The 26,910-nt window shown below is 58.1% G+C and carries 31 protein-coding genes; all 31 read right to left on the minus strand.

Translation table 11 applies throughout. From position 1 onward, the window contains the following. Window positions 1–44: 44 nt before the first annotated feature. The gene (gene nuoN / locus AC2FIS_RS21485) at window positions 45–1,487 is read right to left on the minus strand and encodes an NADH-quinone oxidoreductase subunit NuoN (protein ID WP_496775304.1); all 1,443 of its coding nucleotides are present in this window, start codon (window positions 1,485–1,487) and stop codon (window positions 45–47) included. 15 nt (window positions 1,488–1,502) lie between these two features. Continuing rightward, a complete protein-coding gene (locus tag AC2FIS_RS21490) occupies window positions 1,503–3,047 on the minus strand; it encodes an NADH-quinone oxidoreductase subunit M (protein WP_496775306.1) in 1,545 nt (514 codons plus the stop codon). Further along, window positions 3,047–5,200, minus strand: coding sequence for an NADH-quinone oxidoreductase subunit L (gene nuoL, locus AC2FIS_RS21495; protein ID WP_496775308.1), 2,154 nt, complete (start codon window positions 5,198–5,200; stop codon window positions 3,047–3,049). Before nuoL ends, AC2FIS_RS21490 begins: the two co-directional genes overlap by 1 nt. Window positions 5,201–5,206: 6 nt before the next feature. After that, window positions 5,207–5,512 (minus strand): NADH-quinone oxidoreductase subunit NuoK, encoded by a 306-nt coding sequence (gene nuoK / locus AC2FIS_RS21500; protein ID WP_005984024.1) that lies wholly within the window; start codon window positions 5,510–5,512, stop codon window positions 5,207–5,209. A gap of 4 nt (window positions 5,513–5,516) precedes the next feature. After that, the gene (locus tag AC2FIS_RS21505) at window positions 5,517–6,119 is read right to left on the minus strand and encodes an NADH-quinone oxidoreductase subunit J (protein WP_058279636.1); all 603 of its coding nucleotides are present in this window, start codon (window positions 6,117–6,119) and stop codon (window positions 5,517–5,519) included. Beyond that, window positions 6,116–6,526 (minus strand): carboxymuconolactone decarboxylase family protein, encoded by a 411-nt coding sequence (locus AC2FIS_RS21510; RefSeq protein ID WP_496775309.1) that lies wholly within the window; start codon window positions 6,524–6,526, stop codon window positions 6,116–6,118. The genes AC2FIS_RS21505 and AC2FIS_RS21510 overlap by 4 nt, the downstream gene beginning before the upstream one ends. A gap of 244 nt (window positions 6,527–6,770) precedes the next feature. After that, complete coding sequence (gene nuoI / locus AC2FIS_RS21515) at window positions 6,771–7,265, minus strand: NADH-quinone oxidoreductase subunit NuoI (RefSeq protein WP_170558477.1); 495 nt, start codon at window positions 7,263–7,265, stop codon at window positions 6,771–6,773. A 3-nt stretch (window positions 7,266–7,268) separates the two neighbouring features. Next, on the minus strand, window positions 7,269–7,895 hold the full coding sequence (locus AC2FIS_RS21520; protein WP_496775310.1) for a hypothetical protein: 627 nt from the start codon (window positions 7,893–7,895) through the stop codon (window positions 7,269–7,271). 2 nt (window positions 7,896–7,897) lie between these two features. Next, window positions 7,898–8,935 (minus strand): NADH-quinone oxidoreductase subunit NuoH, encoded by a 1,038-nt coding sequence (nuoH, locus tag AC2FIS_RS21525; protein ID WP_496775312.1) that lies wholly within the window; start codon window positions 8,933–8,935, stop codon window positions 7,898–7,900. Then, on the minus strand, window positions 8,928–9,143 hold the full coding sequence (locus AC2FIS_RS21530) for a hypothetical protein (protein ID WP_108861577.1): 216 nt from the start codon (window positions 9,141–9,143) through the stop codon (window positions 8,928–8,930). The genes nuoH and AC2FIS_RS21530 overlap by 8 nt, the downstream gene beginning before the upstream one ends. After that, window positions 9,140–11,161 carry an NADH-quinone oxidoreductase subunit NuoG gene (gene nuoG / locus AC2FIS_RS21535; RefSeq protein WP_496775313.1) on the minus strand — a complete coding sequence of 674 codons (2,022 nt, stop codon included), beginning with the start codon at window positions 11,159–11,161 and terminating at the stop codon, window positions 9,140–9,142. Before nuoG ends, AC2FIS_RS21530 begins: the two co-directional genes overlap by 4 nt. A gap of 3 nt (window positions 11,162–11,164) precedes the next feature. Continuing rightward, window positions 11,165–11,671: a DUF5333 domain-containing protein gene (locus AC2FIS_RS21540; protein WP_496724489.1), complete on the minus strand. Its 507-nt coding sequence runs from the start codon at window positions 11,669–11,671 to the stop codon at window positions 11,165–11,167. Further along, on the minus strand, window positions 11,668–12,012 hold the full coding sequence (locus AC2FIS_RS21545) for a hypothetical protein (RefSeq protein ID WP_108861614.1): 345 nt from the start codon (window positions 12,010–12,012) through the stop codon (window positions 11,668–11,670). The genes AC2FIS_RS21540 and AC2FIS_RS21545 overlap by 4 nt, the downstream gene beginning before the upstream one ends. Before the next feature lie 44 nt (window positions 12,013–12,056). Beyond that, window positions 12,057–12,473, minus strand: a complete 417-nt coding sequence (locus AC2FIS_RS21550; protein WP_496719580.1) for an MAPEG family protein — start codon at window positions 12,471–12,473, stop codon at window positions 12,057–12,059. Between the two features lie 58 nt (window positions 12,474–12,531). Next, window positions 12,532–13,830, minus strand: coding sequence for an NADH-quinone oxidoreductase subunit NuoF (nuoF, locus tag AC2FIS_RS21555; RefSeq protein WP_496775342.1), 1,299 nt, complete (start codon window positions 13,828–13,830; stop codon window positions 12,532–12,534). Between the two features lie 12 nt (window positions 13,831–13,842). Continuing rightward, entirely contained in the window at window positions 13,843–14,064 is a 222-nt protein-coding gene (locus AC2FIS_RS21560; protein ID WP_058274396.1) for a DUF5337 domain-containing protein, read from the minus strand. A 34-nt stretch (window positions 14,065–14,098) separates the two neighbouring features. Beyond that, window positions 14,099–15,205, minus strand: coding sequence for an NADH-quinone oxidoreductase subunit NuoE (nuoE, locus tag AC2FIS_RS21565; protein ID WP_496775314.1), 1,107 nt, complete (start codon window positions 15,203–15,205; stop codon window positions 14,099–14,101). After that, a complete protein-coding gene (locus tag AC2FIS_RS21570) occupies window positions 15,205–15,681 on the minus strand; it encodes a hypothetical protein (protein WP_109310436.1) in 477 nt (158 codons plus the stop codon). Before AC2FIS_RS21570 ends, nuoE begins: the two co-directional genes overlap by 1 nt. After that, complete coding sequence (locus AC2FIS_RS21575; protein ID WP_199520034.1) at window positions 15,678–16,901, minus strand: NADH-quinone oxidoreductase subunit D; 1,224 nt, start codon at window positions 16,899–16,901, stop codon at window positions 15,678–15,680. Before AC2FIS_RS21575 ends, AC2FIS_RS21570 begins: the two co-directional genes overlap by 4 nt. Then, entirely contained in the window at window positions 16,901–17,032 is a 132-nt protein-coding gene (locus AC2FIS_RS21580) for a hypothetical protein (protein ID WP_255415356.1), read from the minus strand. Before AC2FIS_RS21580 ends, AC2FIS_RS21575 begins: the two co-directional genes overlap by 1 nt. Before the next feature lies 1 nt (window position 17,033). Next, window positions 17,034–17,207, minus strand: a complete 174-nt coding sequence (locus AC2FIS_RS21585; RefSeq protein ID WP_058274391.1) for a hypothetical protein — start codon at window positions 17,205–17,207, stop codon at window positions 17,034–17,036. Then, entirely contained in the window at window positions 17,207–17,812 is a 606-nt protein-coding gene (locus AC2FIS_RS21590) for an NADH-quinone oxidoreductase subunit C (RefSeq protein WP_113788460.1), read from the minus strand. The genes AC2FIS_RS21585 and AC2FIS_RS21590 overlap by 1 nt, the downstream gene beginning before the upstream one ends. An 11-nt stretch (window positions 17,813–17,823) precedes the next feature. Continuing rightward, the gene (locus AC2FIS_RS21595; RefSeq protein ID WP_037307875.1) at window positions 17,824–18,357 is read right to left on the minus strand and encodes a NuoB/complex I 20 kDa subunit family protein; all 534 of its coding nucleotides are present in this window, start codon (window positions 18,355–18,357) and stop codon (window positions 17,824–17,826) included. Beyond that, window positions 18,348–18,713 carry an NADH-quinone oxidoreductase subunit A gene (locus tag AC2FIS_RS21600; RefSeq protein ID WP_058274389.1) on the minus strand — a complete coding sequence of 122 codons (366 nt, stop codon included), beginning with the start codon at window positions 18,711–18,713 and terminating at the stop codon, window positions 18,348–18,350. The genes AC2FIS_RS21595 and AC2FIS_RS21600 overlap by 10 nt, the downstream gene beginning before the upstream one ends. A gap of 188 nt (window positions 18,714–18,901) precedes the next feature. Continuing rightward, complete coding sequence (locus AC2FIS_RS21605; RefSeq protein WP_496775315.1) at window positions 18,902–19,690, minus strand: crotonase/enoyl-CoA hydratase family protein; 789 nt, start codon at window positions 19,688–19,690, stop codon at window positions 18,902–18,904. A gap of 9 nt (window positions 19,691–19,699) precedes the next feature. Continuing rightward, the gene (locus AC2FIS_RS21610; RefSeq protein ID WP_496775343.1) at window positions 19,700–20,554 is read right to left on the minus strand and encodes a hydroxymethylglutaryl-CoA lyase; all 855 of its coding nucleotides are present in this window, start codon (window positions 20,552–20,554) and stop codon (window positions 19,700–19,702) included. A 66-nt stretch (window positions 20,555–20,620) separates the two neighbouring features. Then, a complete protein-coding gene (locus AC2FIS_RS21615) occupies window positions 20,621–22,549 on the minus strand; it encodes an acetyl/propionyl/methylcrotonyl-CoA carboxylase subunit alpha (protein ID WP_496775317.1) in 1,929 nt (642 codons plus the stop codon). A 3-nt stretch (window positions 22,550–22,552) separates the two neighbouring features. Beyond that, complete coding sequence (locus AC2FIS_RS21620) at window positions 22,553–22,978, minus strand: ASCH domain-containing protein (RefSeq protein WP_496775318.1); 426 nt, start codon at window positions 22,976–22,978, stop codon at window positions 22,553–22,555. Window position 22,979: 1 nt separating this feature from the next. Beyond that, window positions 22,980–24,584, minus strand: a complete 1,605-nt coding sequence (locus AC2FIS_RS21625; RefSeq protein ID WP_496775319.1) for a carboxyl transferase domain-containing protein — start codon at window positions 24,582–24,584, stop codon at window positions 22,980–22,982. Then, on the minus strand, window positions 24,581–25,381 hold the full coding sequence (locus tag AC2FIS_RS21630) for a hypothetical protein (RefSeq protein WP_496775320.1): 801 nt from the start codon (window positions 25,379–25,381) through the stop codon (window positions 24,581–24,583). Before AC2FIS_RS21630 ends, AC2FIS_RS21625 begins: the two co-directional genes overlap by 4 nt. Then, window positions 25,371–26,903, minus strand: coding sequence for an AMP-binding protein (locus AC2FIS_RS21635; protein WP_496775322.1), 1,533 nt, complete (start codon window positions 26,901–26,903; stop codon window positions 25,371–25,373). Before AC2FIS_RS21635 ends, AC2FIS_RS21630 begins: the two co-directional genes overlap by 11 nt. Window positions 26,904–26,910 lie beyond the last annotated feature (7 nt).

Below are 26,910 nucleotides of genomic sequence, written 5' to 3' on the forward strand. Positions count from 1 at the left end.
CCCGGCCCGCTGACCGTGCCCCCAAGTTTGATGTGTTACGCTGATCAATTGACAAGAGTAGCCGCCGCAGCTGCTGCTGCGCCTTCAATACCGAACTGATAGAACACGCCCACCAGCATCAACGCGGCAGAGCCCATCAAAGCAACCCACAGAACTGGCGAAGAATGTGTTTCGATCGGGTCCTCGTTTTCAGCTCCGAAATACATGTAGAACACGATCCGCAGATAATAAAACGCGCCGATGACAGAGGCGATGGCTGAGGCGATCACCAGCCCGGTCAGGCCCGCGCTTACACCGGCTTGCCAGACACTGAACTTGGCGAAAAAGCCCAGCATCGGCGGCACGCCTGCAAGGCTGAACATCAGGATCAGCACCGCTAGCGCCTTGCCCGGTTCGCGTTTGGAATATTGGCGTAGGGCGTCGATGTCCGTGACCGGTTTGCCGTCCCGCTCCATCATCAGGATGAAAGCGAACGTGCCGATATTCATCGTCACATAGATGGCCAGATACATCAGCATAGCCTTGATGCCCAATTCGGTCCCTGCAGCCAGTCCGATCAGCGCATAACCCATATGGGCAATCGACGAGAACGCCATCAGCCGCTTGATGTCACGCTGGCCAATCGCTGCGACCGCACCCAACAGCATCGACAGGACCGAGAGCAGGACAATCACCTGTTGCCAGTCCTTGATCACGCCACCAAAAGCGTCGTGCATCACGCGTGCGAACAGGGCCATCGCCGCTACTTTCGGCGCTGTGGCAAAGAAGGCGGTGATTGGCGTAGGCGAGCCTTCATACACGTCCGGTGTCCACATGTGGAACGGCACAGCGGACACTTTGAACGCTAGACCCGAGATCAGGAACACCAGACCAAACAGCAGGCCAACCGAAATCTCACCATACTGAACCGTTTGAATGATACCCGAGAACAGCGTGGTGCCTGTGAACCCATAAACCAGCGAGGCACCGTACAGCAGCAAACCCGAACTCAGCGCACCAAGCACGAAGTACTTCAAACCGGCCTCGGTCGATTTGGCACTATCCCGGCGCAGCGCGGCCACGACGTAAAGCGACAGTGACTGCAGCTCCAGCCCCATGTACAGCGACATCAGATCGCCAGCGCTGACCATCATCATCATGCCGACAGCGGCCAGCGCAACCAATAGAGGGAATTCGAACCGCAGAAGATCGCGACGCGCCATGTATTCCTGGCTCATCACCAGAATGGCAGCGGCCGACAACAGGATCGCCACCTTCGAGAACCTTGCGAACCCGTCATCGACAAACATGCCATTGAACGCGACATTGGTACCATCGCCGTTGGTCGCGATCCAAATCGCCAGCAACGCCATCAACCCAGCGGTTGTCCAGACCAGCAAAGGTGCCAGCCCGTCTTTCGTCGTGTAGACAGCCGCCAACAGCGCCGCCATCGCATATACGGCCAGAACAATCTCTGGCAGGATTATCGTCAGATCAGCCTGGATCATGTCTCCAAAGCCCCCTTAATGCGATGCGGCTGACTGGGTCGCGGCCTCAGCCGCGGCCAGAGCCATGTCATAGTTCGAAATCAGCGCGGCGGTCGAGTTGCCGATTACATCGGTCACAAGCGACGGGTAGACGCCCAGCAAGATGGTCATCACGATCAGCGGCGCAAAGATCAGCCGCTCGCGCGAGCTCATATCCGTCATCGCCTTGAGGCTTTCCTTGATTAGATCACCAAACACGACGCGACGGTACAGCCACAGCGCATAAGCTGCCGAGAAGATCACACCAGAAGCCGCAACAGCTGTCACCCAAGTGTTGACCTGGAAGGTTCCCATCAGTGTCAGGAATTCGCCGATGAATCCACTGGTGCCCGGCAGACCTACATTGGCCATAGTGAACAACATGAAGACCAATGCATAGGCTGGCATGCGAATGACCAACCCACCGTAAGCCTCGATGTCGCGAGTATGCATCCGGTCATAGATCACGCCAACACACAGGAAGAGCGCAGCCGAGATGAACCCGTGGCTAAGCATCTGGAAGATCGCACCGTCAATGCCCTGCTGGTTCGCAGCAAAGATGCCCATGGTCACAAAGCCCATATGCGCGACCGAAGAATACGCGATCAACTTTTTCATGTCTTCCTGCACCAGCGCCACCAGCGAGGTGTAGACAACCGCAATCGCTGACATCCACAACACCAGATCAGTCATCACTGCCGAGCCCACCGGGAACATCGGCAAGCTGAACCGCAAGAAGCCGTAGCCGCCCATCTTCAACAGGATCGCAGCAAGAACGACCGACCCGGCGGTCGGCGCCTGAACGTGCGCATCCGGCAGCCAGGTGTGTACCGGCCACATTGGCATCTTCACCGCGAAGGATGCAAAGAACGCCAGGAACATCAGCGTCTGCATACCGCCGACAACGTAGATGCCAAGCACGCTGAACCCTTCGGACGAGAAGTGGTGGCTCATCAACGCTTCGATATCCGTAGTGCCCGCGTCCGCATACATCGCGACCATCGCCACCAGCATCAGCACTGATCCAAGGAAGGTGTAGAGGAAAAACTTGAAGCTGGCATAAACCCGGTTCGCACCGCCCCAGATGCCGATGATCAGGAACATCGGAATCAGACCTGCCTCAAAAAACAGGTAGAACAGCACCAGATCCAGCGCCATGAACACGCCCAGCATCAGCGTTTCCAACAACAGGAAGGCGATCATGTATTCTTTGACGCGGTCCGTGACGTGCCAACTGGCCAGAATGGTCAGAGGCATGATGAAGGTTGTCAACAAGACAAACAGAACGCTGATACCGTCCACACCCATCTTGTATTTCAGACCCAGTAGCCATTCGCCTTCTTCCACCATCTGGAAGCCGGTGTTGGACGGATCAAAACCAGTGTAAATGCCGATCGAGACCAGGAACGTCACCGTGGTTGCCACCAGTGCGACCCATTTGGCATTGCGCTGAGCCGCCACGTCCTCGCCATGCAGGAACAGGGCCAGAATGCCTGCTGCCACAGCGGGGATGAAGGTGACGATGGAGAGGATATTATCCATTAGTGTGCGCCTCCGCCGATCGATATCCAGGTGACAAGGGCAGCGATACCCAGAACCATCCAGAAGGCGTAAGTAAAGATGTAGCCCGTCTGCGCCTTGCCAGCGAGGCGGGTAAAGAAGGGTACAACACCCATGGCCAGCCCGTTGAGGAAACCGTCAATGGTGTTGCCGTCACCGCGTTTCCACAGGAATCGGCCAAGGGCGATGGTGGGTTTGACGAAGACCGCGTCATAGATCTCGTCAAAGTACCACTTGTTCAGCAGGAACAGGTACAGGGGGCGCTGGTTCTGCGCCAAACGCGCCGGCAGCGACGTGTTCACGATGTAGAACCAGAAGGCCACGATAAAGCCCAAAGCCATGGCGACAAAGGGCGAAACCTTGACCCACTTGGGGGCAGCATGCGCATCGTCCAGAACATGGTTGTCCGGCGCGATGTAAATCGCGCCCTCGCCCGGCTCACCCGCAAAGACGTAATGGTGGTCGTCGCCGTGCGCCGCTTTTTCTTCGTGTCCGGCGTCATCACCATGGCTTTCATCCGCGTGCGCCTCATCCGCATGCGTATCGTCTCCATGGGTCGTATCGGCTGTACCGTGATCACTGGCCTCTGCATGCTCGGACGCCTCAGCCACCGGTATTCCGTAGAACTTGCCGACCTTGTCTGTGTGACCAAAGAAGTTGCCATACCAGATCATCCCGGCAAACACCGCGCCCAAGGACAGAACACCCAGCGGCACCAGCATGGTCATCGGACTTTCATGCGCGTGCTCATGCGTATGCTTGTCGCCACGTTCTTCGCCGTAAAAGGTCAGGAAAATCAGACGCCAGCTGTAGAATGACGTGAACGCCGCCGCGATCACCAGCATCCAGAAGGCATATCCGGTGCCGCCGGCAAAAGCGCTTTCGATGATGGCATCCTTGGACAGGAACCCGGCGAACCCAATTTGGGTCAGTGGGATGCCGACGCCTGTAATCGCAAGGGTGCCGATCATCATCGCCCAGAATGTATAGGGGATCTTCTTCCGCAGGCCGCCATATTCGGTCATCTCCTGCTCATGATGCATCGCGTGGATCACCGAACCTGCGCCAAGGAACAACAGCGCCTTGAAGAAGGCGTGGGTCAGCAAGTGGAACATCGCTGCCGAATACATGCCAACACCCGCGGCCACGAACATGTAGCCCAACTGAGAGCAGGTCGAATAGGCAATGACGCGCTTGATGTCGGTCTGAACCAGGCCAACGGTTGCGGCAAAAAACGCGGTCGAGGCCCCAAGGAAGGTAATGAACCCGGTGGCACCCGGCGCAAATTCCATCAATGGCGACATCCGGCAGATCAGGAACACACCCGCCGTCACCATGGTTGCGGCGTGGATCAGCGCCGACACAGGTGTCGGGCCTTCCATCGCGTCTGGCAACCAGGTGTGCAGGATCAGCTGCGCCGATTTGCCCATCGCGCCGATGAACAGCAGAACGCAGATCACCTCGATGGCGGTCCACTCACCCCACAGGAAGTGCAGCTTCTCTTCGGCCAGCGCAGGGGCCGAGGCGAAAATATCCGAGAAATTGATGCTGTCCGTCAGGAAGAACAACGCGAAGATGCCCAGAGCAAAGCCAAAGTCGCCAACCCGGTTTACGATGAACGCTTTCATCGCTGCCGCATTGGCCGTGGGCTTGCGATAATAGAACCCGATCAGCAGGTACGAGGCTACACCCACACCTTCCCAGCCAAAGAACATCTGAACCAGATTGTCCGCTGTCACCAGCATCAGCATGGCAAAGGTGAAGAACGACAGATAGGCAAAGAAGCGCGGCTTATAGCTTTCGCCCTCGCGCCATTGCGGGTCGTGATCCATGTAGCCGAAGGAATAGAGGTGCACGAGCGCTGAAACAGTCGTCACCACGATCAGCATGATCGCGGTCAGACGATCCAGTCGGACGGCCCAGCTTGTTGACAGCGATCCGCTTTCGATCCAACGCATGATCTCGATCTGCTGGGTCACACCGTCGAATGAGAAGAACACGATCCAGGACAGCAGACAGGCCAGAAACAGCAGGCCCGTCGCCGTCCACATGGCGGCTTTCTCGCCAATGAACTTCCAGCCGAACCCGCAGATCAGCGCGCCCACCAGCGGGGCAAAGAGGATGGTGGTTTCCATAATCTCTTACCCCTTCATCATGTTGACGTCTTCAACCGCGATGGTGCCGCGGTTGCGGAAGAAGCAGACCAGAATGGCCAGCCCGATCGCCGCTTCAGCCGCAGCTACGGTCAGCACGAACAGCGTAAACACCTGCCCGACCAGATCGCCAAGGAAGCTGGAAAACGCCACGAGGTTGATATTCACCGCCAGCAGCATCAGTTCGATGCTCATCAGCAGGATGATGACGTTCTTGCGGTTCAGGAAGAGACCGAAGATGCCGATGACGAACAGCGTCGCCGCGACCGTAAGATAGTGTTCAAGTCCGATCATCGTCTTAAAGCCCCTGCCCCGGTTTCACGTCCTTCAACTCCATCGCCTTGGCCGGGTCGCGCATCATCTGGCCGACGATGTCCTGACGCTTGATGTCCTTGCGGTGGCGCAGAGTCAGAACGATGGCGCCGATCATGGCCACCAGCAGGATCAGGCCCGCCAGTTGGAACAGAAGGAAGTATTGATCATAAAGGATAACACCTAGGGCCTCAGTGTTGTGCCGGTCCACCGGGATCGGCTGCGCCAGATTGGCTGCCGCACCCTGCGCGCTGTCCCAGGCCCCAAAGGCCATGACGAACTGCATCAGGATCACCAGACCGATCAGCAGGGCCAGCGGCATATAGCGCGCCATCTCGGCCTTGAGCTCGGCAAAATCCACGTCCAGCATCATCACCACAAACAGGAACAGCACCGCGACCGCGCCGACATAGACGATGATCAGCAGCATCGCCACGAACTCGGCCCCCAGCAGCACGAACAGCCCCGCCGCTGACAGGAACGACAGGATCAGCCACAGCACCGAGTGCACTGGCTGGCGGCTGATCACCGTGAACAGCCCGCCGGTGATGGCACTGATGGCAAACAGGTAGAAGGCAAAGACGGTCATTGATCCGTATCCTCATTATCGCCCAGAACCTCTTGCGCCAGTTCCAGCGCGCGGGTCATGGCCGGGATGCCGGCAAAGACCGACATCTGACCGATCGCTTCCACGATCTCTTGTTTCCTGGCACCGGCCTCAAGCGCGTGGCGCACGGTCTGACGCACCGCCGCGTCCGCTTGCGCGCCCTGACAGGTCAGACCGGCCAACGTCAGCAGCAGGCGGGTCTTGGCATCCAGCCCGTCCTTGTTGACGGTGTTGCCGAACATCATTTCCATGACCTCTTTGGGCATGGTCGGCCACAGCGCCTCGAACCCTTTGGGCGAGAAATTCTCCATCGCCGGATTCATCGCCTTGGCCATGTCCTTAGCCTGCTTCATCATCAGTTCGAACGGATTTGTTGGGGTATCAGTCATTGGGGGCGCAACCAGTATGCTGTCCACGTCGCAAAGACGAGAATGTATAAAAGGACGTCTAGTCCAGGCTTTTCGTATTTCGACAGCACTAGATCGGCGGCAAAGAACAAAATGCAAGCGAGAACCCCGCCAACAAACGCATCGTAGGGCCTATCGAAACCCTTGTACCAATTAAGAACAGAGATCAGCGAAAATCCCGCAAGTATTACGAGATAGGATTTTCGCTTGGACAAGAGCAATTTCATCATCGGTACGGCGCGTCCATTTCCAGATTGCGGGCGATCTCGGCTTCCCAGCGTTCGCCGTTATCAAGCAGCTTTTCCTTGTCATAGAACAACTCTTCGCGGGTTTCCGTGGCGAATTCGAAGTTCGGACCTTCGACGATGGCGTCGACCGGGCAGGCCTCTTGGCAAAAACCGCAATAGATGCACTTGGTCATGTCGATGTCATAACGCGTGGTGCGGCGGCTGCCGTCTTCGCGCGGTTCAGCGTCGATAGTGATTGCTTGCGCAGGGCAGACCGCCTCGCAGAGTTTACACGCGATGCAGCGTTCCTCGCCGTTCGGGTAACGTCTCAGGGCATGCTCACCACGAAAACGTGGGCTAAGCGGGCCCTTTTCATGCGGGTAGTTGATGGTGGCCTTGGGGGCGAAGAAATACTTCAGTCCCAGTTTCATGCCGACCCAGAAGTCCTGCAGCAGGAAGTACTTGGCGGCGCGGGTATAATCAATCTGGGTCATATCCTATAGGGACTCCTCGCATTGCCCGACAGTATCTTGCAAAACCTCATACATTCGTGTTTGGGCATCTTTCGATTGCTGCGGTATTTCCAACACCCGACGGCTGGCTTCTCTCCAACGGTAACACTCTGCTAGGTCCAGCGTAGAAAACAAAAAATCGGAAGAAGAATACGTGAGTCCTTCGCCTGATTCATCCATAGGCGTGGAAAGCACCATCTGATCAATCAGATCTCGATCTTCCCGAGCCGGCCAAAGGCAATCAAGCATTTCTAGAAGCGATTGGTTTGCATTGACCAGTCGCCCTGCATCGGGATGCCCTTCTCTTATTGTATTCATATATATCGTCAAGTGGATGTGTTGATTGGCCATCACAATCGACCAAGCACCCATCTTATTGAAGGCACGGTGCTGGCTTTCAGGGATGTCGTAGTCCCACTCGATTTTTGCCTCGGAAAGGCGTTTGGCCGTTTGTTCCGCATTCTGCATCACAGCTTCAACTTGTGGGGCACAATACGATTGCGCCGTTTCCAAATAATTTTTTTCCCACACCGTTTCCGTACCTCTTGCATGAAGCAACGAGGCACTAACGGCCAAGTAAACAAAGGCCAGAGACAGAATTCGCCAACGCATCATCAGCCTCCTACGTTCCAACGCGCGAACGCGCCCCAGAACCAGTCGAATTTTGCCGCGAAGGCCACAAAGACCACCCAGGCCAGCGAGAACGGCAGAAAGACTTTCCAGCCCAACCGCATCAGCTGGTCATAGCGGTAGCGGGGCGTGATCGCCTTGACCATCGCGAAGAGGAAGAAGAAGAACGCCATCTTGGCGACCATCCACAGCACGCCGTCCGGCAGGCCCGGGATCGGAGACAGCCAGCCGCCGAAGAACAGCAGCGTCGTCAACGCGCACATCAGGAAGATAGCGATGTACTCGCCGGCCATGAACAACAGGAAAGGCGTGGCCGAGTATTCAACCTGATAGCCCGCCACCAGTTCCGATTCCGCCTCGGGTAGGTCAAACGGTGGACGGTTGGTTTCCGCCAGCGCCGAGATAAAGAACAGGAAGACCATCGGGAAATGCGGCAACCAGTACCAGCTGAAGAAACCGAACCGACCGTCCTGCGCCTCGACAATGTGGCCGAAATTCATCGAGCCGGTTGAGATGATTACGCCGATAATGATCAGGCCAATGGAAACTTCATAGGAAATCATCTGAGCCGCAGAGCGCAATGATCCAAGGAACGGGTACTTTGAGTTCGAGGCCCAACCGCCCATAATCACGCCATAAACTTCCAGCGAGGACACGGCAAAGACATACAGGATTGCGACATTGATATCCGACAACACCCAGCCATCATTGAACGGGATCACGGCCCAGGCGATCATTGCCAATACGAATGAGGTCAGCGGAGCGAGGATGAACACAGTGCGGTCGGCCCCGGCGGGTATGACCACCTCTTTTACCACGTACTTCAGGGCGTCAGCCACCGATTGCAGCAGTCCATAGACGCCAACCACGTTGGGGCCGCGGCGCATTTGGACGGCGGCCCAGATCTTGCGGTCGCCGTAAACAAGGAACAACAGCGAAATCATCACGAAGGCAACAACTGCAAGCACTTGCGCCAGAATGATGATGGCTATTCCGCCTGGGGTGTTAAAGAAATCAGCCATTGGTCCTCACACCGTGGGTATTCAATTTTTCGCGGGTGATGATCAGGCCAAGTGCCTGCGCATCTTGCGGTTGGGTCGGCGCATAGGTGTAAACAGCATCCACAGCCATCGCGCTACCTTTTTCATTGCGTTTCATGCGCAGTTCCCTGGTGCCCGCACCGCAAGCGATGTTGGCTTCTGAAAGCGATATGAAACGGGTCTGGTTCATTCTGCCGCAATCTTCCCGGTATTCCGAGACTGCGCCTGAGCAGAAAGCTCGGCCATCAACTGCGACGCCCGTGCAATCGGGTTGGTCAGATAAAAATCCCTGATCACATTGCGGAACGTTGCCTGACCCAGAGGGCCAGCATCCAACGGCTGGACCTCATTCTCGATCACGTGGTCGATTTGGGCCAGATGCGGCACGGCTTCGATCAACGCTGTGCGCAGTTGCGCCAGCGAGTCGAAAGGCAACGTAGCGCCCAGCTCTGCCGACAGCGCCCGCAAGATGGCCCAATTCTCTTTCGCCTCACCCGGGGCGAACCCGGCACGCATCGCCAGTTGCGGGCGGCCTTCAGTGTTCACGAACAGGCCGTTTTCCTCGGTATACGCGGCACCAGGAAGGATCACATCGGCACGGTGCGCGCCACGATCACCATGGCTGCCCTGATAGATCACAAAGGCCCCTTCGCCGATTTCAACCTCATCTGCGCCGAGGTTGTAGATCACGTCAGCCGCACCAACCGCATCCATGCCGCCTTCGTTGGTGGCATCCACATCCATCGCCCCCACGCGAGACGCAGCACTGTGCAGGATCAGCAATCCACTTTCGGTATTGGCTGCAATCGTTTGCGCAGCGGCCAGCACAGCTGCGCCGTCAGCCTCAAGCAGCGCACCTTGCCCGACGATGACCAGCGAGGCTTTGCCCTTGATTTCATCATCGCCGCCCATATCGACGACCTTTTGCAACGCCGCGCGGTCGTCGCCCATATGGTGATACGCGTAGGTCAAATCGACTGCAGGCCCAACCAAGGCCACCTCGGTCCCATGTGCCCAAGCCTTGCGGATACGCGCGTTCAAAACCGGAACTTCGTCGCGCGGGTTCGTTCCGATCAGCAGAATACGCTCGGCTGTGTCGATATCCTCGATCGCGGCCGTCCCAGCATAGGAACCGCGATTTCCCGCAGGCAGCTTGGCTCCATCGGTTCGGCATTCAACAACACCGCCCTGCCCTTCGATCAATTTCTTCAGCGCGAACGTGGCCTCGACCGGAGCCAGATCACCAACGATACCCGCGGGCTTTTCCGCCTCTTTCAGCGCCTCGGCAACTTTGGTCAGCGCCTCGGGCCACGAGGCCGGGCGTAGCTTACCGTTTTCGCGCACGTAAGGCTTATCCAAACGCTGGCGACGTAGGCCATCCCAGACGAACCGGGTCTTATCGCTGATCCATTCTTCGTTCACGCCGTCATGGTTGCGCGGCAGGAAACGCATAACCTCGCGCCCCTTGGTGTCCACACGGATATTGGACCCCAGCGCATCCATGACGTCTATGGATTCTGTCTTGGTCAGCTCCCACGGCCGCGCGGTAAAGGCGTAAGGCTTCGAAGTCAGCGCCCCAACCGGGCACAGGTCAATAATATTGCCCTGCAAGTTCGAATTCAGCGTCTCGTTCAGATAGGACGTAATCTCGGCATCTTCACCACGCCCGGTCTGGCCCATCTGCGTGATCCCGGCAACCTCGGTGGTGAACCGCACGCAGCGGGTGCAGCTGATGCAGCGAGTCATCGCGGTGCCGACCAGCGGCCCCAGATCCAAATCGTCCACGGCACGTTTTGCTTCCTTAAAGCGCGAGCCCGACATGCCATACGCCATCGCCTGATCCTGCAGGTCACACTCGCCACCCTGATCGCAGATCGGGCAGTCCAGCGGGTGGTTGATAAGCAGGAACTCCATCACCCCTTCGCGCGCTTTCTTGACCATGGGCGAGTTCGTCTTGACCTCTGGCGGCTGACCTTCCGGTCCCGGGCGCAGATCGCGCACCTGCATTGCACACGACGCCGCAGGTTTGGGCGGGCCGCCGACAACTTCGACCAGACACATCCGGCAATTCCCGGCGATCGACAGACGCTCGTGATAGCAAAAGCGCGGCACCTCGACCCCGGCCTGCTCACAGGCCTGGATCAGCGTCATCGCACCATCGACTTCGATTTCCTGCCCGTCGATATTCACTTTGCGGAGGTCAGACATGGTCTAGTTCGCCCTCAAATACACGCCAATGGCGCTGTTTCTTTCAATCTCTGACTGCCCCAGCGTGCAGAAAGATTTGGGATTGTCATAAGACACACCGTTCGCGGCCAGATACGTCTCGCCTTTGGCACGCATCCGGTCCTTTTCGGCATCCGATTCCACGTAAGCGCGGATTTCGCCGTCCGAATACCCCAGACTGTTCGCTTTGGACTTAAGCCCCCACATCACGCCAATCGCCTTCAGCCTGCGCCCGCTGATCGACGGGCAGTAATCCGAAATCTCGTTTGCGATAGCGATGTAATAGAGTTCGTCGTCAATCTCTTTGACTTCGCGCAAGGGCGGCTTTGCCGCGACCGCAGCCGGAATAGCCAGAACAGACAACACAATAAGCAGTTTCACACCAGACATGACAAATCCTTTCGTCTTGGACAGGCCAAAACGATCCAGGACTGGCGCGCTATTCAATAACACGCCCTGCGTCACGCTCTGATATGCGAAAAACCGGTTCATGGTCGCTGGCAGGTTCCTGCAAAGGTCAATTTATTGTCGGTGATGCGCAAATTCTGCGGTTCGGTGTCGGGTCCGACTTTCCAGTTAATTTTAGAAGTCCCAAAGGCGTCGATACAGAATTTGGTTCCTTCGTGCCGTCCCGCTTCGCGCGCGCCATCCAAAGACGCGGACACGCCGTTCACCACAACCGTAAAATCCGTCGGAGCGTTCTTTTTGTCGACGGCTTTCGCTTTGGCCCGGAAGGCCTTGCCATCAAAGAGAATTCGATCACTTGACGACGTGCCGCAGGCCGAGACAAAAACTGCAGCACCCAAGGCGGCGGTCAGTACCACACGTCCCATCCTGAACTTTGATCCAGTCAACGAATAAGTACCTTTCTTTTCCATTAGAACGCCGCCACCAATGCCATGAAGCCCATCACAACCATGCAGGCCCATCCGACAACGTAGGATACTGACCGAACGCCGCTGTGCGGTTGTCCAATACCACGCATGTGAATAACCAGCATGACGATGCGCGCAATCAGAGCGACCGATGCCAATAGGTTCACCCAGAACGGGCTGACCCCAAGCAACATGGCCGCGACCGTGACAGCGACATAGGCCGGCAACGTCTCGGTCCCGTTCAGATAAGCCCGGTTCAGGCGATACGCCTTGTCGGAATAGTCCTGTTCCGGCGTTGCCCCTGGGGCCAATCCCTTGCCCTGTTTGGCCAGCGCGGAAAACGGCGCAAGCGCCAGAATGATCAACGTAAAGACCACGAGGGATGCGATTGCATGTGAATACTCAGCAAAAGTTTCCATTAGTTCAACTCCTTGATCTCAACGTGGTTTGGGTTTGATCCGATATCCCGCAACTTGATCACTCCGCCGCCATCGCGCCCATACGGCCCGATTTCTGGGCCTTGATACGGTCTTCAATCTCTTCGCGGAAGTTGCGGATCAGGCCCTGGATCGGCCAGGCCGCCGCATCGCCCAATGCACAGATCGTGTGGCCCTCGACTTGCTTGGTCACGTCAAACAACATGTCGATCTCTTCCAGTTCGGCCTCACCCCGCACCAGACGGTCCATCACGCGCATCATCCAGCCGGTGCCTTCTCGGCAAGGGGTACACTGACCACAGCTTTCATGTTTATAGAACTTCGACAAACGCCAGATCGCTTTGATGATGTCCGTAGACTTGTCCATCACGATCACAGCCGCCGTCCCCAGACCGGACCCCAGATCATTGCGCAAATGGTCGAAATCCATGATGGCGTCGCGCATGTTTTCACCGCGGACACAAGGAACTGATGAACCGCCGGGGATCACGGCCAGCAGGTTGTCCCAGCCGCCACGAATGCCGCCGCAATGGGTTTCGATCAGTTGCTCAAACGGGATCGACATCGCCTCTTCAACCACGCAGGGGTTATTTACGTGGCCCGAGATCGCAAACAGCTTGGTGCCCGCATTGTTCTGGCGGCCAAATCCAGCAAACCAATCCGCACCACGGCGCAGAATGGTCGGCACAACGGCGATGGATTCCACGTTGTTCACCGTGGTCGGGCAGCCGTAAAGCCCCGCCCCCGCCGGGAACGGAGGTTTCATGCGCGGCATGCCCTTCTTGCCCTCAAGGCTTTCGATCAGGGCTGTTTCCTCACCGCAGATATACGCCCCGGCCCCGTGATGCAGAAACAGGTCGAAATCCCAACCCGAACCGGCGGCGTTTTTGCCCAGCAATCCGGCATCATAGGCCTCATCAATCGCGGCTTGCAGTGCCTCGCGCTCGCGGATGTACTCACCACGCAGGTAGATATAGCAGGTATGTGCATTCATCGCGAAAGACGCGATCAGGCAGCCTTCGATCAGCGTATGCGGATCGTGGCGCATAATCTCACGGTCTTTGCAGGTGCCGGGCTCGGATTCGTCCGCGTTCACCACCAGATAGGCCGGACGACCGTCGCTTTCCTTGGGCATGAACGACCATTTCAGACCGGTGGGGAAACCCGCACCGCCGCGACCGCGCAGGCCCGAGTCCTTCATCGTCTGGATGATCCAGTCACGCCCGTTCCCAATCAGGCCAGCTGTGCCGTCCCAATGCCCGCGGGTCTGCGCGCCTTTCAGCGTACGCTCATGCATCCCGTAGATATTGGTAAAGATCCTGTCCTGATCCTTCAGCATCATGTCTTACCTTCAGCTGTCCTGACGCATGCGCCAGAGTTGAAAAATGTTCACGCCCGCATAGATGAAACCCGCCAAAGCGGCGAAATCAAACAGCAGCGCATAGCGCCCGGGCAATCCCAGTGCCGGGCCGATGAACAACGAAATGGCAAGCCACAACAGCATGGTCACCGCGATGACCACCCCGATATGTCGGCCCTTGCGGGCCATGGCCTGTTCTTTTTCTTTGTCCATCTCACCTAGATGCCCCGAACGGGCACCGTCCTATTCAGTCTTTGTAGGTGCCGTCTTCTTTGGCACGTTTCGCAAATTCGGTTTCTTCGCCTGTCGCCAGTTGGGCTGCTTGTTCGATCCAACCGTCCCGCTCGATCCGGCCCTTGAACTTCAGCCGCGCATCTACCCAGGCCACTTGTTCCGGCGTCCATGCAGCGATCTGGTCGAAGTGGAAAAAGCCAAGTTCGTTCAGCGTCTGTTCAAGCTTGGGACCCACACCATTCAGCATCTTGAGGTCGTCCGCTTTGCCATCCCGCGCGGCGGTCAGAGTTTCGGGCTGATCTTCTTTGATCTGGGCCTTCTTTGCCTCTTCCGCCTGCTTCACGGCGGGTTTGGCGGGTGCCGGGGCCTTTGGAGGCTTCGGCGCAGCCTTGGTCGCTGTAGCCTTGCCGTCTTTGCCCAGCCATGGCGTCAAGATCGGAACCTCGGTCCCGTCGATGCGTTTGACCGTATCACCAAGATCCTCGGCCAGTTCGACACTGGCGTTGTACTGCGGTTTCCCGGCATCGTAGTCGGTGAGGCTGGTCAAACCGCTCAGCGGTTCTGCCGCGTATCTGCCATTCTGCGGGCCCGGCGTCGGCACTTTACCGGCGGCCAGATCGTCAATGATCTTGCCGAAGCTCTTTGCAGTCAGGTCTTCATAGTAGTCCTTGCCGATCTGCGCCATCGGCGCATTGGTGCAGGACCCGAGGCATTCCACCTCTTCCCAACTCAATTTGCCATCAACTGAAAGCTCATGCGGTTTGGCAGCGATCTTCTCCTTGCAAACCGCGATCAGGTCTTCGGCCCCACAGATCATGCAGGAGGTCGTTCCGCAGACCTGAATATGCGCGACAGTTCCAACCGGTTGCAGTTGGAACATGAAGTAGAACGACGCAACCTCGAGCACGCGGATATAGGCCATGCCCAACATGTCGGCGACGGATTCAATCGCGGGACGGCTCAGCCAGCCTTCTTGTTCCTGCGCGCGCCACAACAGCGGGATAACCGCGCTGGCCTGACGGCCGTCAGGGTATTTGGTGATCTGTGCTGTGGCCCACTGCTGGTTGGCAGCAGTGAAGGCAAAGCTTTCAGGTTGTTCGGGGTGCAGACGGCGCAGCATTAGCAGGCATCTCCGATCACGATAACATAGGGGTCTTCCTGATGCGCACGACCTTGATCGACAAGGCGGGCAATCAGATCGGGCGTTTCAGCCTGTGTAAAACCGGCGGGGCGCAATTTGATCTGAGCTTCTTCTTCGACCATGCGACACCCGTTCAGACGCACAAAATCATAAAGCGCATCGGCACGGCCCGCCGTATCCTCGGGTGCCAGCCCATGCGCACCGCAGATCGCCGGAGCAATTTCGAATGCCGCACCGTCCAGCCCGGCCACCCCCTGTTCAGCCCAGGAATTAATCACAGCGCTGACGTCTTCGGGTCGCAAGTCATGGGCAGAAAAGGCCTCCTCGGCGCGCGATACATCCAACCGGCAGCCGTTCTCGCGCATCACCTCAAGCACTTTTGCCGTTGGATGGGTCGAGGCGGCCTGCAACGGTGTGGCGGCTGCAAGCGCCAGGATCAAAGCAAGGCGTCTCACCGGTCAATCTCTCCGAACACGACATCCATTGTCCCGATGATCGCGGCGACGTCGGCCAGTTGGTGGCCCCCGGCGATATGGTCCATGGCTTGCAGGTGCAGGAAACCCGGCGCGCGCAGCTTGGCGCGGTAGGGTTTGTTCGTGCCATCAGCGACCAGATAGACGCCGAACTCTCCCTTGGGAGCCTCGACAGCGGCATAGACCTCGCCTGCGGGCACATGGAAGCCTTCAGTGTACAACTTGAAGTGATGGATCAGGCTTTCCATCGAGGTTTTCATGTCCGAACGTTTCGGCGGAGTGATCTTGCCGCGTGCCAGAACGTCACCGGGGCAGTCACGGATTTTGACAATGGCCTGCTGGATGATCGACAACGACTGGCGCATCTCTTCCATACGCACCAGATAGCGATCATAGCAGTCGCCGTTTTTGCCGACGGGGATCTGAAACTCGAACTCGTCATAGCATTCATAGGGCTGCGCGCGTCGCAGGTCCCATGCCAGCCCCGATCCACGGACCATCACGCCCGAGAACCCGTATTTCTGGATATCTTCCTCGGTCACGACACCGATATCGGCGTTGCGCTGCTTGAAGATGCGGTTTTCGGTCAACAGACCATCGATATCGTTCAGAACAGAGGGGAACTCGTGGCTCCACGTCTCGATATCGTCCAGCAGTTCCGGCGGCAGGTCCTGATGGACACCGCCGGGTCGGAAATAGGCCGCGTGCAGGCGGGCACCGCAGGCACGTTCGTAGAACACCATCAGCTTTTCGCGCTCTTCGAAGCCCCACAAAGGCGGGGTCAACGCGCCTACATCCATCGCTTGCGTGGTCACGTTCAGAAGGTGGTTCAGAATACGCCCGATCTCGGAATACAAAACCCGGATCAGCGAGCCTCGGCGCGGCACCTCGACGCCGGTCAGCTTTTCGATGGCCAGGCACCAGGCGTGTTCCTGATTCATCGGCGCCACATAATCCAGGCGGTCGAAATACGGTAGGTTCTGCAGATAGGTCCGGCTTTCCATCAGCTTTTCGGTGCCACGGTGCAGCAGGCCGATATGCGGGTCACAGCGTTCAACGATCTCGCCGTCCAGCTCAAGCACAAGACGCAAAACCCCGTGCGCCGCAGGGTGTTGCGGGCCGAAGTTGATGTTGAAATTGCGGATCTTCTGTTCTCCGCTCAGCGCGTCAGTGCTGCCGTCATCGTATCTTGAGCCGTCCATCAACGCCCCCGTTTCTTTTTCGCATCAGCCCGAACCCGGACCTTTTCCGCCTCGACAGCCTTGGCCGCAGCCCCTGCCAGCAGGACCCCCAGCGCACCCAAAGCGATCAGTTCCCCCAGCAGCATCAGCATCTTATCGGCGCTCCAACTCTTGCAGTTTCAGCCCGACCCACCACAGCAACGCGATCGTGCCGAATGGAACCAGACAAAGAAGGCACCAGAATTTATTGATCCCGAAAAACGGCAATATCTTCACCATCGGGATGATGGTCAGCGCAGACAGGATCAGCCACCAAATGCCACCCATTATTCAGCCTCCTGCTTTTCATCACCCGGCAGTATGTAATTCGCGCCCTCCCACGGGGACATGAAATCGAACTGACGGTATTCCTGGACCAGCGATACCGGCTCATACACAACGCGCTTTTGGGCCTCGTCATAGCGAACTTCGGTGTATCCTGTGGTTGGGAAATCCTTGCGCAACGGATAGCCACGGAATCCATAGTCGGTCAGGATGCGCCGCAGATCCGGGTGGCCCGAGAACAGGATGCCAAACATGTCGAACACTTCGCGCTCAAACCAATTGGCCGAGGGATGCACGTCCACGATCGAAGGTACCATGTCCTCTTCGCGGATCGAGACCCGCAGGCGGATGCGCTGGTTCTGATACATCGACAGGAAGTGATAGACCACGTCAAAACGCTTGGCGCGTTCGGGGTAGTCGACGCCGGTGATATCGACGAGCGTGGAGAACTGGCAGCTGCGGTCAGACTTCAGGAATTCAATGAACTCTACAACGTTCGACAGCGCCACATCCACGTTCAACTCACCATGGGTGACATCCCAGGACAGAACACAGTCAGTTCGCTTCAATTCCAGCTGGGTGCCGAGTTCTTTGAGTGCTTCGCTCATCAACTCTCTCCTCAGCGCACGATGGTGCCGGTACGGCGGATTTTGCGTTGCAACTGCATCAGACCGTACAGCAGCGCCTCAGCGGTCGGGGGGCAGCCGGGGACGTAGATGTCCACTGGAACAATACGGTCGCAACCACGCACAACGGAATATGAGTAGTGGTAGTAGCCACCGCCATTGGCGCAGGAGCCCATTGAGATCACGTAGCGCGGCTCGGGCATCTGGTCATAAACCTTGCGCAGAGCGGGGGCCATCTTGTTGGTCAGGGTGCCAGCCACGATCATCACGTCCGACTGACGGGGGGAAGCACGGGGCGCGATGCCAAACCGTTCCGCATCGTAACGCGGCATCGAGGTGTGCATCATCTCAACCGCGCAACAGGCCAGACCAAAAGTCATCCAGTGCAGCGAGCCGGTGCGAGCCCAGTTGATGATGTCCTCGGTCGAGGTCAGCAGAAACCCTTTGTCCTGCAGCTCGGCATTCAGGGCCTGGGTGGCGACTTCTTTGTCGACGCCGGCGGTGTTTGCACCCGTCATCACTCCCATTCCAGGGCCCCCTTCTTCCATTCATAGGCAAAGCCGATGGTCAGAACGCCCAGGAACACGATCATGGACCAGAAGCCAACATCGCTGATGTCCTTGAAGCCGACAGCCCAGGGGAACAGAAACGCGATTTCCAAGTCGAATATGATGAAGAGAATCGCGACCAGATAGAACCGGACATCAAACTTCATCCGCGCATCATCGAACGCGTTGAAACCACATTCATATGCGCTGACTTTCTCGGGGTCGGGATTGCGGACCGCCAGAACGACTGCCGCCAGAATCAAAACGATTCCAAGGCCCACAGCTACGGCCAGAAACACCAGAATCGGGAGATACTCCCGCAATAGGTCTTCCACGTACAGCTCCTTTCCTGCGCATACCCCGAAAGGGAGCGCCGTCAATTGGCGTGTTGACTGGACATTCTCTATCCCTGCGGGGTCAGAGGGTCAACCGAACACAAACGCACAGGGGGTTAATATTCGACTTATCGAAGCTCTGTCACAGAAGGTCACCCACACAATCGCGGCCGCATCACAAGTGGCGCCTAAACCTTACTAATCCATGCAGGTTTTCTTTTTTCAAAGAATGCGCCGATTCCTTCCTTGGCCTCTTCGGTTTCCCACCTGTCAACCAGCTCGCGGATCGTGTGGTCGATCACGGCATCGTCAATGCGCGGCCCCAGCTGGCGAACCAATTGCTTGGCCGATGCCACCGCGCCGGGTGCACAGGCAAGATAGGGCAGGACTTCGGCCTCAACCGCATCATTCAGGTCGGCCGCGGGCACAATTCTGGCCAGCAGGCCCAGCTCCACCGCTTCTGCGGCTTCGAATATCCGGGCCGACATGAACACGCGCCGCGCGCTGGCTTCGCCCATGCGGGCGATGACATATGGGCCAATCGTGGCCGGGATCAGACCCAGCTTGGTCTCTGTCAGCCCCATTTTGACCGTGTCCACTCCGATCGCTACATCACAAACCGACGCCAACCCCACACCGCCGCCAAAGGCATTGCCGTGGATCGCGCCGATCAGCGGTTTGGGCAACGTGTTCAGCGCTTGCAACATTTCGGCCAGCTTACGCGCCTCGACAAACCTGGTCTCGGATTCTGCCGCCATCTGAGATTGCATCCACCCCAGATCACCGCCAGCACAAAAGCTTTTGCCCGCAGCGGTCAGTACAACAACACGCACTGCGTCGTCGCTTCCAAGCTGGTGCGCGGCTTGCGTAAGATCAGTGATCATCTGCGCCGACATGGCGTTGTGCTTGTCGGCACGGTTCAGGGTCAGAGTGGCCACACCACGCGCATCCGTGGTCACCGCAATCGTTTCAAACATGTCCGCTCCTTACTGGGATCGCATGGCGCGTGCCATCTGCGCGGCCTCTTCGATGACTACAAGGTCGAGGCCGGTCTGATATCCAAGCCGCTCCAAATGAGCCACAACAGCTTCGGTGGCGACGTTTCCGGCAGCGCCCGGCGCGTAAGGACACCCACCCAAACCGCCAACAGCGCTGTCGAACACCCGAACGCCCAGCGCCAGCGCAGCGTCGATATTGTCGATGGCCCGCCCGTTGGTGTCGTGGAAATGCCCCGCCAGCCGCGTCACCGGAACGCGTTCGCGCACGGCCAGCAACATATGGGCGATAGTGTCGGGCGTGCCCTGCCCGATCGTGTCCCCCAGCGATACTTCGTAACACCCCATCGAAAACAGCCGGTCCGCAACTTCAGCCACTTTCTCGGGCGGCGTTGGTCCGTCATAGGGGCAATCAGTCACGCAGGACACATACCCACGTACAGGCAGGTCGATGTGGCGCGCAGCTTCAAGGATCGGGACAAAGCGGTCGATGGATTCTTCGATAGTCGCGTTGATATTGGCTTTTGAGAACCCTTCCGAAGCCGAAGCGAATACCGCGATCTCATCCGCCTTTGCGGCCAAAGCGTCTTCGTATCCCTGCATGTTCGGTGTCAGCGCTCCATACCGGACGCCGTCGGCCCGTTTGATCCCGGCCAACACGTCCGCGCTGCCCGCCATTTGCGGCACCCATTTGGGCGAGACAAAACTGGCCACTTCGATGCGGTTGAAACCGGCCTTGCTCAGGCAATCGACCAGAGCCACCTTTTCCGCCACTGCAATTTCGCGCTTTTCGTTTTGCAGACCGTCGCGCGGACCCACTTCGAAGATTTCGACCCGTTCACCCATTGCTGTGTCTTTCTCTGATTGCCGCATTCGATCCGACTGTGCCACGTTGTTCGAGAAGGGGACAGTTCATTCCTCCTCCAGCCGGACCAACGCGGCCCCAGCCTCGACCTGCGCCCCGGCATCCGCCAGCACTTCGGCAACGATGCCGTCCCGGGCGGCCAGCAGGGAATGTTCCATTTTCATGGCTTCGAGGATTGCCAGCCGGTCGCCTTCTTGCACGGCTTGACCCACCTGCGCAAAGACAGCTTTGACCAGACCCGGCATCGGGGCCTCAATCACATTGGTGTCGCCAGCGGCACCGGCATCGCGGTCCAATGGATCAACAATTTCCAGGACTTGACCATAGTTTTCAAAGACTGTGATCTGCGACCCAGAGACAGACACGCGGGGCATTGGGGCTCCGTCGATCATCCAACCGCCCGGACCGCGCTGGGCAAGGATCGTGTGTTCTCCGACCTGCCAGACCTGACGGTTCTGACCTTCTACCTGAACGTCCAGATCAATATCATCACCTGCCCGCAAATGGACCGCGCGATGCAATGGGGCCCATAGCGAAAACCCTGTTTCCTCAACTGTATCCACCAGATCCAAAGCCGTCATCGCGGCCGCGACGATCGAAGACGCCGGGATCGGCTCTGCACGGGCCAGCGCATCCAGATCGCGACCAATCAGGCCAGTATCAACATCACCGACGGCAAAGCCCGGATGCCGCGTCAGTGCGCCCAGAAAGCCAAGGTTCGTGACTGTCCCCGCAACCTCTGTGCCTTTCAGGGCGCGATGCAATTGTTCCAATGCGACAGCGCGTGTGGGGCCGTGCACGATCACCTTCGCGATCATCGGATCATACCAGGGGCTGATCGTATCACCCGCACGCACGCCGCTATCTGCGCGGCATGCCGCCGGGAAGCGCAGATGGGTAAGTGTACCGGTCGCCGGCAGAAAACCCTTTGGCACATCCTCGGCATAAAGCCGCGCTTCGAAGGAATGGCCTGAGATCGACAGGTCACTCTGCTGCTTCGGCAGGCTCTCGCCCGCTGCAACACGCAACTGCCATTCGACAAGGTCCACGCCGGTAATCGCCTCGGTCACCGGGTGTTCAACCTGCAGGCGGGTGTTCATCTCCATGAACCAGAACCTGTCCGGACGCAGCCCGTCCGAGGCATCCACGATGAATTCAACCGTGCCCGCGCCTTTGTAACCGATGGCCTCGGCGGCACGTACACCCGCCTGCCCCATCGCGTCGCGCATCTCAACGGTCATGCCCGGGGCCGGAGCTTCTTCGATCACCTTCTGATGTCGGCGTTGCAGCGAGCAGTCGCGTTCAAACAGATGCACCGCATGGGTGCCGTCGCCAAACACCTGAACCTCGATATGGCGGGGCTTGGAGACGAATTTCTCGACCAGAACAGCATCATTGCCAAATGCGGTGCGGGCCTCACCCCGGGCGCTGTCCAATGCCTCGGTAAAATCCTGGGGCCGCTCGACCAGCCGCATGCCTTTGCCACCGCCACCCGCGACGGCCTTGATCAGGACCGGATAGCCAATCGTGTCGGCCGCACCCGCCAGATGCTCGGGGTCCTGATTGTCGCCGTGATACCCCGGAACAACCGGCACGCCCGCCTGCTCCATCAATACTTTGGCCGCGTCTTTGAGACCCATCTTGCGGATCGCATCCGCCGAAGGGCCAGTGAAGGTCAGGCCAACCGCCTCGACCGCATCCACGAAATCGGGGTTTTCCGAGAGAAAACCGTAACCCGGATGGATCGCCTGCGCCCCGGTATCGAGCGCGGCTTGAATGATCACGTCGCCCTTGAGGTAACTCTCAGCCGGCGCCGCACCACCGATATGAACAGCCTCGTCCGCCATCTGCACATGCCTGGCCGACGCATCGGCATCAGAATACACAGCCACGCAAGTTACGCCCATTTTCTGAGCGGTTTCCATCACCCGGCAAGCAATCTCGCCCCGGTTGGCAATCAGGATTTTATTGAACATAGTTTAGCCCTTATCCACCAGGTCTTCGATCAGGCGGAACCGTTCGCAAAGCAATTCCATCTCGGGATCAAACCCGCCGTTACGCTCAAAATAACGCCGGTGATCCTCACGCCACCCGTCTAACGTTTCGTTTTCACCTTCGGCCAAGGCGAAGTCTTCGGTCATGTCACAATAGCGGCAGATCGAAACCTCGACCGTCTCAATCACCAATGCGGGACGATCATCCCATTCAAGGGCAATATCGCGCCGCCCAACAACCGGGATATCAAGGCTGCCTTCGGGATAATCGCGCAGAGCGCCGCAGGTCGCCGTTTTTTGCCCTGCCCGAACCAGCGCTAAAAGCTCGGCACTCATGATTGCACTGTCGCCGAATTTGAACGTCTGTGCATCGGGATAACGCGCTTTTATTTTTTTCAGGTCGGTGCTCATCTTACATCCTGAACACGCCAAAGCGTGTCTCCTCAATCGGCGCATTCAGTGCCGCGTTCAACGACAAGGACAGCACGTCCCGGCTTTTGCGCGGGTCGATAATTCCGTCGTCCCACAGCCGCGCTGAGGCATAGAGCGGATGGGATTGTTCTTCGAACATCTCCAGCGTGGGGCGCTTGAATTCGGCCTCTTCTTCCGCCGACCAAGTTCCGCCTTGGCGTTCAATCCCGTCCCGCTTGACGGTAGCCAGAACACCCGCCGCCTGCTCTCCACCCATCACGGAAATGCGCGAGTTCGGCCATGTCCACAGGAACCGCGGTTGGTAGGCCCGGCCTGACATGCCGTAATTCCCCGCTCCGAACGAGCCCCCCACCAGCATGGTGATTTTGGGCACATTGGTGGTGGCCACCGCCGTCACCATCTTGGCCCCGTGCCGCGCGATGCCTTCGTTTTCGTATTTGCGACCAACCATGAAGCCAGTGATGTTCTGCAGGAATACCAAGGGGATTTTGCGCTGCGAACACAGTTCGACAAAATGCGCACCCTTTTGCGCCGCTTCGGAAAACAGCACGCCATTGTTGGCGATGATCCCGACCGGGCAGCCTTTGACATGAGCGAACCCGGTCACCAGCGTCTCACCAAAGCGCGGCTTGAATTCGTCAAAGCGCGAGCCATCGACCAGCCGTGCGATCACCTCGCGAATGTCATAGGGCGTGCGCAGATCGGCCGGGACGACGCCCAGAATTTCTTCGGGGTCATAGGCCGGATCCTCGGGGTTGGCCCAATCCACCGTCTGTGGCTTGCGCCGGTTCAGCGATCCTACGGCCCGCCGCGCCAAAGCCAGCGCGTGGGCGTCATCCTCGGCCAGATAATCCGCCACCCCGGATAGGCGTGTATGGACATCTCCGCCACCCAAGTCTTCGGCGCTGACCACCTCACCCGTCGCGGCCTTGACCAGAGGCGGTCCGGCCAGAAAGATAGTGCCCTGTTCCCTGACAATGATCGTTACATCCGACATCGCGGGCACATAAGCCCCACCCGCCGTACATGATCCCATGACCACCGCGATCTGAGGGATGCCCTTCGCGCTCATCCGCGCCTGATTATAGAAGATGCGGCCAAAGTGGTCGCGGTCGGGGAAGACTTCATCCTGATTGGGCAGGTTCGCGCCGCCACTGTCGACCAGATAGATGCAGGGCAGTTGGTTTTCCTCGGCAATCTCCTGCGCGCGCAGGTGCTTCTTGACTGACATCGGGTAATATGTGCCGCCCTTCACGGTGGCATCGTTGCACACCACCATGACCTCTTGCCCCTGCATCCGGCCAATCCCTGCAATGACCCCGGCACAGGGCGCGGCGTCGCCATACATCGCATGCGCCGCCGTCGCGCCGATCTCAAGGAACGGAGACCCTGGGTCCAGCAAGTTCGCCACTCTACGACGCGGCAGCATCTTGCCCCGCGATTCATGCCGTGCGCGGGATTTCTCGCCTCCGCCCATGCGGGCGGCCTCGGCGGCGTCGGCAATTTGCGCAAACGCATCCAGATGCGCTGCGCGGTTTTCCCGGAAGCCTTCGGACGAGGGCAAAGCAGAGGATCGGAGCTTCATCTTGTGTACTCTCTTAGAAATTCTCGAACGGGGTTTTCGCTGACTGCAAAGCTCTGCATCAGACGCGCGTAACCTTGCGCCACGTTACTGGAACAAACTGCGTCCAGTTTTTTGATCTCTGGCTCTTCCAGAAAATCTTCCAGCTCCGACATCGGAACCATGAAGTAATAGTCAAATGGCAACATCTCGGCCGCCATCTCCATCGCCTCGACGGCGTCTTCGTTATCCCCACGGCACAGATAGGCCAGGGATAGGTTGCGATAGGCGTTTCCCATATCGTCATAGGAGCCATCCGCCTCGTACTGGCTTACGGCAAGTTTGAAACGCCCGACGACCTCGCGATTATAAAAGTTCTCGTCCGCTTGCGCTTCCGGCAGAAACATCGAGACATAGGCCAGATTTTCATCATGCCATCCGTCGGTTTGCATCTCGGTGCTGAAGACACTTCTCAGCATGCGGATTTCGGGTTCATATTTCAGGGTGCTGTAAGAGGCAGAGATTGCATCTAAATAGTTGTCGTAAAATGCAATTTTTCGTTTGTCTTCGTCATCAAGGCTCGCCACTCGACCGGCTACTTTGCGCAATTCAGAGATAGCCTCGTCGGGATAACCATAATAAACCAGAAGGTCTGCCAGTTGCAGTTGCTCTATGACTGCAATTTTGTCTTCGACCGCCTTATCGATTGTGTCCTGCATCCAGTTTTCGAAATACGCCTTGCCTGCCCATGCAGCGCCAATGACCGCAATTGCGGTGGCGCTAAATTCAATTCCCGTTCTGACGCTGGATTTATCCGGCATGGCATTCCTCCTCAGACGCGCGACGCTTCAATTCCTTTCGGATTACTTTTCCGGTCACGGTCAAAGGCAACTCTTGCACAAAAGCCACTTCACGGGGGTAAGAATAATGCGCAAGGCGGGTTTTAACCCACTCCTGCAACTCGGATTCCGAGGCGTCAGCCGCCGGTTTCAAAACCACATATGCCTTGACGATTTCTGTCCGCAGCTTGTCGGGCTTGCCGACCACGCCCACCGTTGCCACCGCCGGGTGGGTCAGCAGGCAATCCTCGATCTCTGCCGGGCCGATACGATAACCGGACGAGGTGATGACATCATCGTCGCGCCCTACGAAACGCAGGTACTCACCCTCCCACACACCGCGGTCGCCGGTAATCAGCCAATCGCCGCGAAATTTCTCAGCCGTTGCCTCGGGGCGGTTCCAATATTCCAACAGCATTGAGGCCGAGCCTCGCCGGATGGCCACGTCACCCTCATCAGCCGTCGGGTTGCCGTCCTCGTCGATCACCGCAATTTCGTGCCCCAGGACCGGTTTGCCTATGCAACCGGGCCGCACAGGGAAGTCATCTGAGCAGGAAGAGACAACCATGTTGCATTCGGTCTGGCCGTAGAATTCGTTGATCGTTAGACCGAACGCCTCCTGCCCCCAGGCTAACATCTCGGCCCCCAGTGGCTCACCCCCGGACGCGACTGACCGTAGCCCGGGAAGTGCCTGATCAGAAGCCTTGAGCATTCGAAGTGCCGTTGGGGGAAAGAACACGTTCCGCACACCAGCGCGCGCGATCACATCGGCGCAGGCTTCGGGGGTGAACTTGTCCAGCCGCGCTGCAACCACTGGAACGCCCAGCGCAAGACCGGGCATCAGCACATCGAACAGCCCGCCGATCCATGCCCAATCGGCCGGTGTCCAGAGGCAGTCGCCTTCGCGCAGGTTGTTGTGGCTGATCGAAACCCCTGGCAGGTGGCCGGTCAGCACCCGGTGGCCATGCAACGCGCCTTTCGGGCTGCCCGTGGTGCCAGAGGTATAGATCAACACAGCCGGATCCTCTGGCCCGGTGTCGGCAAAAGGAACTACGCCCCCGTCTTCACCAATCTGGTCCGCCATGAGCGGTTCTGCCAATTCGCCTAACAGCGTCGCGCCGTCCGGGTCGGTCAGCACAACCTGCGCCCCGGCATCACCCACTCGGGATCGCAAGGCATCCTGCTTGAACAGTTTGAACAAGGGAACCGAGATGCCACCGATTTTCCAGATCGCCAAATGCGCCGCTGCACACCACGGCGATTGGCTGAGCAACACGCCTACTCGATCCCCCGGCTGCACTTTCTTCGACAGCGCACGCGCGATCCCGTCTGTCATTTCAGCAAGCTGCCCGTAGGTGACGCGCCGCTCGTCGCTTCCGGTCAAGTCGATCACGGCAACCTGATCCGGTGCGTGTGCAAGACACTGACGCGCCATGTTCAGGCGCGATGGGACATCCCAGCCCCCCGCTGAACGCAAACCCGGTATGCGATTAGCTTCTGGCACGCTGCAA

Source organism: Ruegeria sp. CDSB113 (assembly GCF_059611045.1).